Origin of the sequence: Coleofasciculaceae cyanobacterium, from assembly GCA_036703275.1 — a bacterium.
In the GTDB taxonomy this organism is placed as follows: Bacteria; Cyanobacteriota; Cyanobacteriia; order Cyanobacteriales; family Xenococcaceae; genus Waterburya.
In genome coordinates, this window is record DATNPK010000098.1 from 25,185 (window position 1) to 38,375 (window position 13,191).

A 13,191-nucleotide genomic window follows, 5' to 3' on the forward strand; every position below is an offset into this window, starting at 1 on the left:
CATCAGTTACTAATCATCTTCCTTGCTCTGCTTCTTTTAATCTGGCTGCATTCCCGAACCTACAGGAGCGATAGATTTTAGCTGAAGCTCTGGCTTATCCTGTTGAATTTGGCGTAGGTTCCATTCGTTTTTGAACAGCAGGACTGGTCTACCCCAGTTATCTTTAACGGCGATCGCATTAAAGATTCGACCCGCTTTTTCTAAGGCTGACCAACCACCATGTACCCACCGGGCTACGCTGTAGGGTAAAGGCTCGATCGCCGTTTCTACGTTGTATTCGTTTTGCATCCGAAACTGCACTACTTCGATCTGCAACTGTCCTACGGCTGCCAAAATAGGATCGCGTTTAAATTCATCGGTAGAATACATTACCTGTACTGCACCTTCTTCCTGCAATTCTTTAATCCCTTTTTGAAACTGCTTGAATTTAGAGGGGTTAGGATTTTTGAGATAAGCAAAAATTTCAGGCGAAAAACAGGGAATACCCTCGTATTCTATTTTTTTACCGTTGTAAATCGTATCGCCGATCGCAAATACTCCAGGATTATTTAAACCAATAATATCCCCTGGAAAAGCTTCATCAAGAGATTCTCTACCCTGAGCAAATAGCTTTTGAGGACGAGACAAGCGCACAGTTTTACCAGTACGAGCGTGTTGCACCGTCATATCTTTTTCAAACTTCCCCGTACAGACGCGCACAAACGCCACGCGATCGCGATGTTTAGGATCCATGTTTGCCTGTAGTTTAAAGACAAACCCCGTAAATTCCTCATAAGTAGGCTCAATTACGCCAATAGAAGAATTGTGAGATTCAGGTTTTTGTGCATATTCTAAAAAGGCTTTAAGAAATAGCTCTACTCCAAAGTTGGTCATGGCGCTGCCAAAGAAAATCGGGGTCATTTTCCCTGCGTGAACCTGTTCTAGGTCAAATTCTGCTCCAATCTCATCAAGGATTTCTAATTCTTCTTTTAGCTGAAAATAAAGCTCTTGTTCGAGATATTCTTCAAGGCGAGGATCGCCTAGTTCGATTACCGTATCTTGGGCTGCCTTACTGCCGTGAGAACGACGTTCAAATAGGTGAATTTTACGTTCGCGACGGTCAAATACGCCTTTAAAGCGATCGCCCATACCGATCGGCCAATTGACTGCATAAGTCTGTAAGCCCAATTCCTGCTCGATTTCATCAATGAGTTCAAAAGCATCTCTTCCTGGGCGATCGAGCTTATTAACAAAGGTAAAAATGGGGAGCGATCGCAGTTGGCAGACTTCAAACAATTTACGAGTCTGTGGCTCAAGTCCCTTAGCGGCATCAATCAGCATCACCGAATTATCCGCAGCAGCCAAGGTACGATAAGTATCTTCACTGAAATCTTGGTGTCCAGGAGTATCTAAAAGATTAATCTGAAAATTGTCATAAATAAACTGCAATACTGTAGAGGTAATCGAAATTCCCCGCTGCTGTTCCATTTCCATCCAGTCGGAAGTAACCTTACGCTGTTCTCGACGGGCTTTAACCGCACCCGCTTCGTGAATTGCACCCCCATAAAGCAAGAGCTTTTCTGTTAGGGTGGTTTTTCCTGCGTCGGGGTGGGAAATAATAGCAAAATTACGGCGACTAGATACAGCCTGTTCGATTTCAGTCTGGAGTTCTGCGGGCATGGAATACTTTTAGCGTCAATTGTTAAAGATATTATATCGCTTGTCAAGATCCATAATATTTATCAAAGACGAAGCAAGTAAAATTCTTACATCATGGCATCAAAAAATTGGAGGCTCTAGCATTGTATTTATTTTATTTGAGCAGTGGCCAAAAGCGATCGCGACATCACTTTTTCTTAGTTTCTATTCATCGATACAGTGAACAATTGTCTTATCTTCGGGCATATTTTCATATTGAGACAAATCATCGGTAATTCTCCACCATTTAGCTTTTGAGCCAGTATAAATATGAAATTCTTGATATTCATCTAGTTCTCCTTCGCACCCTGCAATAGGCAAGCCGAGTAAATTATCTCGCCAAGGATAAATAGTGGCTAAACTCGAACCACAATTTTGGCAAAAAGTTTTAATTACATTGGGTGTAGCTTGATAACGAGCCAAATACTCTTTTCCTTGAATTAGTTCGTAGCCATCTTGTTTAACTACCATACGACTTCTAAAGGCTGCGCCATGCCACTTGCGACATTTAGAACAATGACAGTGAACTAAGTTACCAGTTGCACCCTGATATTCGTAGCGAATTTTGCCACATAAACATTCCCCTTTGAGATGAGCCAAGTTTTCCCTCTATGATTAATCAAAAAAATATATCACTCACCATTTCTTACCGATCGCCGATAAGTTTTAGGATGAGAGTTAGTCCAAAATTATCACACAAGTATTTAGAGGAGATAAGCAATGCGAATTTTAATGATGGGGGGGACTCGCTTTATTGGAGTTTACCTGACTAAAATTTTACTTGAGCAAGGACATGAGGTTGTACTATTTAATCGGGGTAATCATCCCGCGCCAGTAGAGGGAGTAAAGCAGATTAAAGGCGATCGCCAGGATGCAAGCCAGCTAAAAGAAAAGCTAGCAGGGGAAAGCTTTGATGCGATCTTTGATAATAATGGACGGGAATTAAGCGATACTCAACCTTTAGTCGAAATTTTTAACGCTAAGGTCAAGCATTTTGTTTATGTAAGTTCTGTTGGAGTATACGCTAAATCATCTCAAATGCCACATATTGAAGGCGATCCTGTAGATCCCAACAGTCGCCACAAAGGCAAGCATCATACGGAAGCTTATTTAGCTGAGTCGGGTATTCCCTGGACTTCTATTCGCCCAGTGTATATTTATGGACCTCAAAACTACAACGATTTAGAAGCCTGGTTCTTCGATCGCATTGTACGCGATCGCCCAATCCCTATTCCAGGTAACGGAATGTATATTACCCAGTTTGGTCATATTCAAGATTTAGCTTTGGCAATGGCTAGCGTTTTAGATAATCAAACTGCTATTGGTAAAATCTATAATATTTCAGGCGATCGCTACGTCACTTTCGACGGGTTAGCTTATGCTTGTGCTGAAGCTGCGGGTAAATCATCTGAAGTGAAGCTAGTTCATTACGATCCTGCTAAATTTGACTTTGGTAAACGCAAGGCTTTTCCGATACGTCAACAGCACTTCTTTGCAGATATACATCAGGCGAAAACTGATTTGGATTGGCAACCGAAGTATGATTTAGTTTCGGGTTTGAAAGACTCTTTCCAAAATGACTATCTCGCCTCGGCAAGAGATCACTCAAAAATAGATTTTTTGTTGGATGAAGAAATATTAGGCAAAATATAAATCCAGCCAGAGATTAAGCTAAATGCGACTGCTAGCCAAAACAAAACGGTGCTGGGAAGATCCCACTGTGAAGAGAGGGGAGCAATTAAAAAAGCGATCGCAATAATTTGCATTACGGTTTTAAGCTTTCCCCAAATATTTGCCCCTGAAATGCTGCTGTTTCCTGTAAGTTTGGGGTTGACGCGCCATCCTGCGATCGCTAATTCTCTGGCTAGAATTAGAAATACCCCCCAAGCAGGGACTAGCTGAAGTTCAATTAAAGCTAACAATGTACCCAATACTAAAAGCTTATCTACAAGTGGATCGAGGAATTTACCTAATTCTGTCACTTGGTTTAATTGACGAGCCAGATAGCCATCTACCCAGTCTGTCCCTGCTGCGACCACAAAAATCCCCACACAGAGCCAACGATTGTCTGGTGTGGGGGAGTGAAGCAAGTAAAGAATAAATGGCAGTCCGATTAGACGAGATAAAGTAATCCAAGTAGGAAGATTCATAAAACATCTTGATATTAATTTGTAAAACCTGGAAGATTAATCACAGTGTTTTCAAATTCTAGCTTCAACAAGCTCCTTTACGAATTAAAACTACAGCAACGGTACGTATAATTAAATTGATGTCGTAGAGCAAAGACCATCTTTTTTGATAATTAAGATCCATACGCACAATATCCTCAAAGTCTAATACTGCTGAGCGACCTTTGACCTGCCATTCACCCGTAATACCAGGCTTTACTTTCAAACGTTTAAAATGATGATCTTCATACATGGCAACTTCTTCAATAGTTGGTGGACGAGTACCGACTAAGCTCATATCACCTTGAAGAACGTTCCAAAATTGGGGGAATTCATCTAAGCTTGTACGGCGTAAAAAACGACCAACTTTGGTAATGCGCGGATCGTTTTCGTTTTTAAAAATTTGTCCTTTGGCCTGATTTTTTACTAAATGCTGTTTTCGATCTGCATTAACAATCATCGAGCGAAACTTCCAAATCTTAAACGGCTTTCCCTCAAAACCACAACGAACTTGACTGTAAAAAATACTACCAGGATTATCGAGCTGCATGGCGATCGCCACAGGTATGGCAACAATTCCTGTAATAACCAGACCAATAATTGCGCCGAATATATCTAATATTCGTTTAGCTTTGCTATCTATTGATGGATGAACTTGAGATTCAGTACGGAAAGGCAGAACTCTCATATCACGAGGATGCAAATTGGCAGGATAAGTCATAAAAAAGAATTTAATAGCTAGATTTTATAATTAATACTGTTTTATTATGTTCTTTCTGTAATACTATTTGGTTGGACTTCTCTATTGCCACAAATCAAGGTTCTCTTTACTGAATCTTTAACAAAAAATTGTTGATTTTAAAGATTGTATGTAATTTAATTGTTTTGCAGCTTAGTTATGTAATCAAAACAATTAAAATTCTGTTGAGCGAGTGCTAGCTCGGATTAGCTGTAATTAATTTCATTAAGTTTTAGAACTATTTTAAATAGTTATTTCGCATTAAAAAGCACATTACACAACTTCCTTTTTTGCGCTAACGAAGTTAGAAAAAAAAATTTATCAATAATCCTACAAAAAGCCTCGTTTCTTTTGATTGCTTGCTATAAATTCAATTATTTTTTTTTTTTTAATGATACAAAGGATATATTTACAGCGAACTTAAGATCGACTTCTCCATGGAAGACCAATCTCGTTATCTAGAGTCCAATATTAATCATGAAGAACTAATTCAATTAGTTCCGTTTATGTCTGATTTACCAGAAGATAGTATTCATAAAATAGCGACTCATTTTGTGACCATCTCTCATCCGCCAAATCAAGTATTGCTTTTAGAAAATGATTGGGGTGGCTCAGTGTATTTTATTTTAGAAGGATGGGTAAAAATTCGTACCTACAACCTAGATGGCAAAGAAATTACTCTTAATATCTTGGGTAGAGGCGAAATTTTTGGTGAGATGGCAGCAATGGATAAAATGCCGCGTTCAACAGATGCTATTACCTTAACCAAAACTTTAATTGGTAGAATACCAGCAGAAGATTTTGTTAATCTGATTAATACTGAACCCATGGCAGGAGTTCGTTTGGTTCAATTAATGGCAAAGCGATTACGCCAAGTCAACCGACGACTTCAATTACGAGAAGCTAGCAGTATTTCAAGAGTTGCTGATGCTATCTTGTTTTTAGTAGAGGGACAGGGAACAGAAGGCGAAAAAGGCACAGAAATTCCCAATTTACCTCATCGAGAAATAAGTAGTTTAAGTGGATTAGCGAGGGAAACTGTTACCAGAGTATTGACTAAACTAGAAAAGAAAGGTTTGATTCAAAGAAACGCAGATTCAATGCGTATACCCGATCTTCCTGCTTTAGAAGACACAATTTGTTAATATATTCAAACTAACTACAGCGATATTACACTCGTCTCTCATATTAGTATCAGATTAGTATCAGACCTATCAAATATCTTTATTGGTTTAACTAATTAAATAACCCTATGTCTACAGAAGACCATAAACGATCATTATCTGACGCTATTAATCAGGCTGATGAGAACGAGATTAACTGGGTCGATGGAGATTCTGAGCCGATAATTCAAGCTTACACAGCATCCTCCTCCAAAAAAACGAACGAACAGACTAAGACTGCTACTAATACGATAGTAATGGTAGAAACTGCTTTTTTAGCTAGCGCTGCTAGTCTGGTATGGCTAATTAATTATTACTTCCCTCTGGGACCGGTTTTAAAAGTTTTCTTTCCCATTCCCATTGCGCTTATTTATTTGAGGCGAGGTAATCGTGCTTCTTGGATGGCAGCAATTGTGTCCGGATTACTGTTGCTAGTTTTAATGGGACCTACTCGAAGCGTTATCTTTCTGATGCCTTACGGATTTATGGGAGTACTGCTAGGGGCTTGTTGGCAGCGTAAAGTAAGCTGGCTATTTTCAATTGGCTTGGGTGCTGGTATTGGCTCATTGGGACTATTTTTTCGTTTTTGGCTGACTTCTATTTTGGTTGGAGAAAACCTTTGGATCTACGCGATTACTCAAATTACCCAGCTGCTAGACTGGATTTTCTTCAAGTTAGGTATCTTGGCACAGCCAGATTTTGCCTTGATTCAAACTCTGGCTATAGGATCGATTATTGTCCAGAATTTAGTTTATCTATTTGCAGTACATTTAGTGGCTTTGATGTTGCTAGATCGTTTAAATAATCCTATTTCTCGTCCTCCTGAATGGGTTAGAGTTTTATTAGACTATTAGACGATAGATCATGATGATAATAAATCTGAGAGCTAAGCGTTGAACCAACCTTTAATGTAAGGACAAATAGCTAAGAGCTAAAAAGCAATAATTTGTGCTTTTAGGGTAAAACAAATACATCTTAAAAGATTTTAAAAGCGATCGCCGACTGTAAAAATAAACTTAGTATTTCCTTGATCATTAAGGGCAAATTCTGTCCGCACAGCACCAATAGGAGTTAAGGCACGTAAGCCTAGACCATAGCCTAGGCCATCTCCTGAGCGATCTCGAACAATAGCAGGCTGACCAATTACCGCATCAGCAGAACCTAAATCGGTAGCATAGTCAATAAATAATGTCCCTCCTACATCAATATCATTATTGAACAGGTTAAAACCAAAAATAGGATAGCGATATTCAGCAGTAGCCTGAATAAAACTCCGAGAGGTACTAATTTTGGCAGTGTCATAACCTCGCACTGAACTAGAACCGCCTAAAATAAAAGCATCGTAGGGAATTGCATCCCCTAAAATAGTTCCTCCCTGAACATTGAGAACCAAGGTTTTTGCCCCTTTAGCAAAGCCAAATAAGGGAAGAGGAATGTATTGAGTATAGTTAGCAGCTAGACGATTGGCTAAAATGTCAGCTTCGCCGATCGGAAAATATTGATCGCTACCAAACTCCAGCTTGTAGCCACGAGTAGGATTTCTGGGATTGTTTTGCCGATTCAATACCGCAGCAAAATTTAACGTCAGCAAATCATCTCCATCATCATCTACCATCAAACGATTACCTAATTCATCTCGCGGTTCAGTATTGTCAGAAAACGCTCCATCTCTGACGGCTACTCGTTGATAAGAAACGCCGATCGCACCTTGAAAATCTTTTCCTAGTGGTTGAAAATACTCTACTCCACCGCCGAGACGATGTATCCAAGGATCGTCATCATCAGGCAAATCTATATCGCGATCGCTCTCATCAAATTCGGGTTCTACTGCCCTGCGGCTGAATAAGTTGACTCCAATACCGCGATCGTGTTGAAAAAACTTTCTATATCCTAAATTAAGCCCAAAATTTTGCGCTCCCCCTTCTACACCTAAATCTATTTCCTGATTGTTACCGCCGAGGTTGATCAAACCTACCTGAACCCCGCCGCCAAAACCACTAGCACTATCAGATACTGCGTTGACACTAGTAGGTCTAACTGGCCCCTGGAGAGCTGTAGGAGGCGGTAAAGTTAAACCAAAGCCAAGGGAAAAATTACTGCTTTCTTGAACTGCGATCGCCATTACCGCCTGATTGTCTGCAACTGTTTCTAGAGTAAGACTAGCACGCTCAATAATCGCTAAATCTAAAACTCCCTCTAAACCTTCTTTGGCTAACCGAGCATCATAATTATCTCCAGGTTGGAGAGCAAATTCTCTGGTAATCACGTCAGGATTAGTTTTGCCTGTAGTCAGATTGCCATTCTCATCCACATAGCGCACCACAACATCGGTAATGGTAGTTTTGTTATTTCCCACAGGAACAACAGCTTCCGAACGAACTTTTTGCCCTGAAAATACGGGAGGGCGCGATCGCTCTTTCTGCTTAGGTTTATTTGATTCAACTATATTAGATGCTGATTGAGCCACAACACTGCTGGCTGCGAATACTGTGCTAAAACTCATCAAAACCGAGCAAATAGCCAAATACTTAATTTTTGAATTTAAAGTTGTGTTTCGAGACAAGGCAATCGATCCTTTAACTAGGTGAAGAATTTAGCAATACCTGTATTTTCTCAGACAAGAGCGATCGTTCTTGATCTCAAGTTCTGATTATTTAGCTTTAGCCACCGCTAATTTTAGCTTTATAACCTAATTTCGTTAAAGTTTCTAATAGTTGCTGTTTATGCTCTCCCTGAATCTCTAGAGTGTTATCTTTGACCGTACCACCACTACCACATTGACTTTTTAACTTTTTCAAAAGTTTAACCAGAGTTTCAGGCTGGTGTTGAAATCCAGCGATTATAGTGACGGTTTTACCTTTACGCCCCGATCGCGTTGCCTGTATTCTCAGATCCTGTTTGTTGGGTGGTAAATCAGGAACTCCTCTAGTTAACGCTTGAGAATTATCACTGTTGCCAAATTCTTGATAAGCAATACGATTTTGATTTGATTTACGTTTTTCAGCCATGTTTTTGTTAGTTGATAGGTATAAATGTCGATTGTTGGTGTAAGTAAAAAGTTGAGAAGTAGAACTTAATTTTGTCAATCGATTTCTCATCTAGAGTTTATAGCCTCTAGCTAAAAATCATCAACTCTTCAACTCAAATCAGCACTGCCAAGATATGATGTTTGTGCAATCGAGGGAATACCAGTAAATATCATGTCCGTAAGTAACGAACCTCCAGAAATTTTAGAGCAAAAGCTATCGTACAAAGGACGCAAATTTGATTATGAGGTAATTAAACTGCGTTTACCCAATGGTGTTACAGGAGAATGGGAATGTATTCGTCATCCTGGGGGAGCTTTAGCTGTTCCCGTAACTGCTGATGGTAAGTTTGTTTTAGTCAAGCAGTATCGCTTTACTGTAGAGGGTAGATTATTAGAATTTCCAGCGGGGACGGTAGAAGCCCAGGAATCTCCCTTGGAGACAATTAAGCGAGAAATAGAGGAAGAAACGGGTTATAAAGCTAGCAAATGGCAGGATATGGGCAAATTTATCCTAGCACCAGGATATTCTGATGAATATATTTATGCTTTTTTGGCACAAGATTTAGAAAAGTTGGAAACTCCACCTGAACAAGACGAAGACGAAGATATTGAAGTGGTATTGATGAGTGAAGCAGAATTGGAGACAGCAATTCTATCAGGTGAACCGATAGACGGAAAATCGATCGCCTGTTTTTATCTAGCGCGAGCTTATTTAAAACGGTAATCGCTCACTTGTCATGGGCGATCGATTCTTTTGCTTTTTGATGCGATCGCAATTTTTAATGATCTTGCTAAGTAGTCTGGCTTTAACTATAAAGAGGGATTTTAGGGTCAAAGTCAATAATTGCTTTACGAGGCAATAGACTAGTCAAAAATTGATTTACGAGCCAATAGACTAATCAAAAATTGATTTAGATTAACTTTCAATTGCTGGCTACCATTGCTGTAAGGTTGAGGTAAAAATACATCTCCCGCCACAATAAAAACAATTGCAACTGTTAGACAAAACTCGACGAATAATTTCCAACGCATTGTTACTAAACCAAGTTTTAAAATTAGTTGACCCTAACTAATGTCTTCAGCATTAACTTCCGCTCGAAATAATTTAGTCGCTCGGTTAAAGTATAAAGACTTAATAGATTAAGGCTTGTATTAAACTCAGTCTAATCACGCTAAATAAAAACTACTTCAGTATTCATACCAGAATCTAAGACCTATAAAACAGCAATCCTCGGAGTTTTCTCTAAAAAAACCGCTTCTAGAATTAACTAGAAACGGCAAAGTAATTGTTTAATGAAAATTAGTTAACTGCCAAAAATTAATCGCGGCTGTTCATAGCAATCAACAAACGGAGAATAAATACAAAGAGGTTGATATAGGTTAGATACATTGAAAGAGCAGCTGGTAAATATTGCTCATCTTTATATGTGCGAGGCAAAATATAAAAGTCAACTACTGCTACACCTGCAAAGAGGGCAACCCCAACTCCAGAAATAGCAACTTCTAACCAGCTAGGAGTGTAAACTCCAAAGACAGAAAATAGTAATTGTCCTACCAAGACAACTAATAAGGCTGTAACCCCAAGACGCACCGTCTGCGCTAAAGCCAACCCATCTTCATCCGATAGATTAGAGCCAATTTTGCGTCCTGCGATAAAAGTGACACCGCAACCAAGTGCTGCAATACCAACTCCCTGAATACCCACTCCAGAATTACTTAAAGCTAGATAAACGATACCGCTAAGAGTATAGCCAGACAAGAGGCTGTAGAGAGCAAGCAAAGGTAAAGCGGTGCTATTATTTCCCTGTTGAGCAACTCCACGAGCTACAAAAAAGAGAACTAATTCGGCAATGATTGCCCCAATAAAGGTGGGCATAAATAAATCAGGACGAGAGGCAATTACACCCAAACCGCCATAAGTTCCTAAAGCGGTTAAGACTAACCCCCCACCTAAATAAGGAAGTGCATTGGTAATGACATTTGGACCGAGGACTGACTGTCCTTGAACCTCCTGCATTGCTTTTTTAAAGTTACTAGTATTACTCATAATTGTGACTGAAATCTATATTGATAGTTTAAACTTACTTATTGCCTGCTTGTTTATTTTGATTTTAATTCAGATAACAATCTTAAAGTGGTGTCGGATTACCGAATATTACAGGCGAGATTTTTTGCTCAAGGCGATCGCTCTAATTAATCATCAATCGTGAATTCACGTTGCAAGAATTCAGATCGGCTCTATTCTCATTCAATCAAAAAAGCTATCCCATATTGGATGAGATAGCTTTTGATTCCAAGCAATTAGCTACTAACTGATAGCTTGAAAATTAATAATCAAAATCACCGCCACCGCCAGCAGCAGCAGCACCTTTATTTTTCTCGGGTTTGTCAACCACAATACATTCAGTAGTTAATACCATTCCCGCGATCGATGCAGCGTTTTGCAGTGCAGAACGAGTTACTTTGGCCGGGTCAACAATACCAGCCTCAAACATATCGACATATTCATTCGTAGCAGCGTTAAAGCCAATGTTAAAGTCTTTTTCTTTAACTCTTTCGGCAACTACAGCACCGTTTTGACCTGCATTTTCGGCAATTCTTCTCAAAGGAGCAGTCAAAGCACGAGCCACAATAGTTGCACCAGTTAGGGCTTCATCTTTGAGGTTGGCACTTGCCCACTCTTCTAAGCCGGGAGCCAGGTGAGCTAAAGTAGTACCGCCACCAGGAACAATACCTTCTTCAACCGCTGCTTTAGTTGCGTTAATCGCATCTTCAAGACGCAATTTACGGTCTTTCATTTCGGTTTCAGTCGCAGCACCAACTTTGATTACCGCTACACCACCAGAAAGTTTAGCCAAACGCTCCTGTAGTTTTTCTTGGTCATAAGAAGAATCGCTTGCTTCTATTTGACGGCGAATTTGCTGACAGCGACTTTTAACCCCTGCTTCATTACCTTCGGCAACAATAGTCGTGCTGTCTTTGGTAATGTTGATCCGACGAGCTTTACCGAGCGTCTCGACAGTGGCAGTTTCTAATTTTAGACCTGCATCTTCAGAGATTACTTGTCCACCAGTTAATACAGCGATATCTTCTAGCATTGCTTTACGGCGATCGCCAAAACCAGGAGCTTTAATAGCTGCCACGTTTAGCACACCCCTGAGACGGTTAACCACTAAGGTAGCTAAAGCTTCTTTTTCAATGTCTTCAGCAATAATTACCAAAGGTTTTCCCTGACGAGCTACCTGTTCTAATACAGGAACTAAGTCTTGTACCAGATTGATTTTTTTATCGGTAATTAGAATTAGAGGCTCTTCTAAAGCTGCTTCCATGCGTTCGGTATCGGTCACAAAGTAAGGAGAGATATAGCCTTTATCAAAGCGCATCCCTTCGGTGATTTCTAGTTCAGTAGTCATAGACTTACCTTCTTCTAGAGAAATTACACCTTCTTTGCCGACTTTATCCATCGCCTGAGAAATCATGTTGCCGACTTCTTCATCGTTACCTGCTGAGATTGTTCCTACTTGAGCGATCGCTTTGGAATCGCCCACGGGTTGAGCCTGCTCTTTAATTTTGCCGACGAGAAACTCAATTGCTTTATCAATACCACGCTTAATGGCAATTGGGTTTGCCCCTGCTGCCACGTTACGTAAGCCTTCTTTGACAATGGCATGAGCCAAAACTGTCGCCGTGGTAGTTCCGTCTCCAGCAACATCGTTGGTCTTAGAAGCTGCTTGACGAATTAAGGATACGCCTGTATTCTCGATGTGATCTTCTAACTCGATTTCTTTGGCGATCGTTACTCCATCATTGACAATTTGGGGCGCGCCAAATTTTTTTTCCAGGACTACGTTGCGTCCTTTAGGACCAAGGGTAACGGCTACCGCTTCTGCCAATAAATCGATTCCTTTTTCTAGCGCACGACGGGCTTCGTCGTTATAGATAATAGATTTAGCCATATATTTGATTTGCCTTCGATAGAAATGAACTACGGATAGATTAAATTCTTTGTGCTGTAAAGCTTTTGTAGTGGCTACTTGTCAATAGTCACAACAAAACAATATGTAAGAGTGACCATCTAGTAATTTAATCAAAAGACAAATTAAGAGACTGCTGCCAAAATATCTTTTTCAGATAGCAAGACATAATCTTCGCCACCTAGCTTAATATCAGTTCCCGCGTATTTGGAGTAAAGAACTTTATCGCCCACTTTTACTTCTAAAGGTGTATGACCACCATCATCTTTAGGCTTACCAGGGCCAACACCTACAACTTCGCCGACTTGAGGCTTTTCTTTAGCTGCATCGGGTAATAAAATTCCACCAGCAGTTTTTTCTTCACTGGCACTGACTTTGATGAATACGCGATCGCCTAAAGGCTTTACAGTTGTAACGTTAATACTAATAGCTGCCATGCAGG

Annotated in this window: 15 protein-coding genes; 5 read left to right on the top strand and 10 right to left on the bottom strand. The window is 40.0% G+C overall.

What is annotated here, in order from left to right; genetic code table 11:
• Positions 1-36: 36 nt before the first annotated feature.
• Together prfC and V6C71_21100 are read right to left on the bottom strand one after the other, a co-directional pair.
• The gene (gene prfC / locus V6C71_21095) at positions 37-1,659 is read right to left on the bottom strand and encodes a peptide chain release factor 3 (GenBank protein ID HEY9770956.1); all 1,623 of its coding nucleotides are present in this window, start codon (positions 1,657-1,659) and stop codon (positions 37-39) included.
• Positions 1,660-1,842: 183 nt separating this feature from the next.
• A complete protein-coding gene (locus tag V6C71_21100) occupies positions 1,843-2,277 on the bottom strand; it encodes a GFA family protein (GenBank protein ID HEY9770957.1) in 435 nt (144 codons plus the stop codon).
• A 120-nt stretch (positions 2,278-2,397) separates the two neighbouring features.
• Between V6C71_21100 and V6C71_21105 the strand changes: the two genes are divergently transcribed.
• Entirely contained in the window at positions 2,398-3,330 is a 933-nt protein-coding gene (locus V6C71_21105; GenBank protein HEY9770958.1) for an NAD-dependent epimerase/dehydratase family protein, read from the top strand.
• On the opposite strand, the gene pgsA is transcribed toward V6C71_21105, so the two are convergent.
• Together pgsA and V6C71_21115 are read right to left on the bottom strand one after the other, a co-directional pair.
• A complete protein-coding gene (gene pgsA / locus V6C71_21110) occupies positions 3,279-3,827 on the bottom strand; it encodes a CDP-diacylglycerol--glycerol-3-phosphate 3-phosphatidyltransferase (GenBank protein ID HEY9770959.1) in 549 nt (182 codons plus the stop codon). The genes V6C71_21105 and pgsA overlap by 52 nt on opposite strands.
• A 64-nt stretch (positions 3,828-3,891) precedes the next feature.
• On the bottom strand, positions 3,892-4,566 hold the full coding sequence (locus tag V6C71_21115; protein ID HEY9770960.1) for a sugar transferase: 675 nt from the start codon (positions 4,564-4,566) through the stop codon (positions 3,892-3,894).
• Positions 4,567-5,021: 455 nt separating this feature from the next.
• On the opposite strand from V6C71_21115, the gene V6C71_21120 reads away from it, so the two are divergent.
• Together V6C71_21120 and V6C71_21125 are read left to right on the top strand one after the other, a co-directional pair.
• Positions 5,022-5,729, top strand: a complete 708-nt coding sequence (locus V6C71_21120) for a Crp/Fnr family transcriptional regulator (GenBank protein HEY9770961.1) — start codon at positions 5,022-5,024, stop codon at positions 5,727-5,729.
• 107 nt (positions 5,730-5,836) lie between these two features.
• Positions 5,837-6,601 carry a DUF2232 domain-containing protein gene (locus V6C71_21125; GenBank protein HEY9770962.1) on the top strand — a complete coding sequence of 255 codons (765 nt, stop codon included), beginning with the start codon at positions 5,837-5,839 and terminating at the stop codon, positions 6,599-6,601.
• 131 nt (positions 6,602-6,732) lie between these two features.
• On the opposite strand, the gene V6C71_21130 is transcribed toward V6C71_21125, so the two are convergent.
• Both V6C71_21130 and V6C71_21135 read right to left on the bottom strand, forming a co-directional pair.
• Complete coding sequence (locus V6C71_21130) at positions 6,733-8,250, bottom strand: BamA/TamA family outer membrane protein (protein ID HEY9770963.1); 1,518 nt, start codon at positions 8,248-8,250, stop codon at positions 6,733-6,735.
• 157 nt (positions 8,251-8,407) lie between these two features.
• Positions 8,408-8,755: a translation initiation factor gene (locus V6C71_21135; protein HEY9770964.1), complete on the bottom strand. Its 348-nt coding sequence runs from the start codon at positions 8,753-8,755 to the stop codon at positions 8,408-8,410.
• Between the two features lie 192 nt (positions 8,756-8,947).
• Between V6C71_21135 and V6C71_21140 the strand changes: the two genes are divergently transcribed.
• Entirely contained in the window at positions 8,948-9,499 is a 552-nt protein-coding gene (locus V6C71_21140; protein HEY9770965.1) for an NUDIX hydrolase, read from the top strand.
• Positions 9,500-9,639: 140 nt separating this feature from the next.
• Here the strand turns inward: V6C71_21140 and V6C71_21145 are convergent, their stop codons facing one another.
• On the bottom strand, positions 9,640-9,807 hold the full coding sequence (locus tag V6C71_21145; GenBank protein ID HEY9770966.1) for a hypothetical protein: 168 nt from the start codon (positions 9,805-9,807) through the stop codon (positions 9,640-9,642).
• 286 nt (positions 9,808-10,093) lie between these two features.
• The gene (locus tag V6C71_21150; protein ID HEY9770967.1) at positions 10,094-10,822 is read right to left on the bottom strand and encodes a Bax inhibitor-1 family protein; all 729 of its coding nucleotides are present in this window, start codon (positions 10,820-10,822) and stop codon (positions 10,094-10,096) included.
• A 4-nt stretch (positions 10,823-10,826) separates the two neighbouring features.
• On the opposite strand from V6C71_21150, the gene V6C71_21155 reads away from it, so the two are divergent.
• Complete coding sequence (locus V6C71_21155; protein ID HEY9770968.1) at positions 10,827-10,985, top strand: hypothetical protein; 159 nt, start codon at positions 10,827-10,829, stop codon at positions 10,983-10,985.
• A 117-nt stretch (positions 10,986-11,102) separates the two neighbouring features.
• On the opposite strand, the gene groL is transcribed toward V6C71_21155, so the two are convergent.
• Positions 11,103-12,731, bottom strand: a complete 1,629-nt coding sequence (gene groL / locus V6C71_21160) for a chaperonin GroEL (protein ID HEY9770969.1) — start codon at positions 12,729-12,731, stop codon at positions 11,103-11,105.
• A gap of 143 nt (positions 12,732-12,874) precedes the next feature.
• Positions 12,875-13,186 carry a co-chaperone GroES gene (groES, locus tag V6C71_21165; protein HEY9770970.1) on the bottom strand — a complete coding sequence of 104 codons (312 nt, stop codon included), beginning with the start codon at positions 13,184-13,186 and terminating at the stop codon, positions 12,875-12,877.
• Positions 13,187-13,191: the final 5 nt, after the last annotated feature.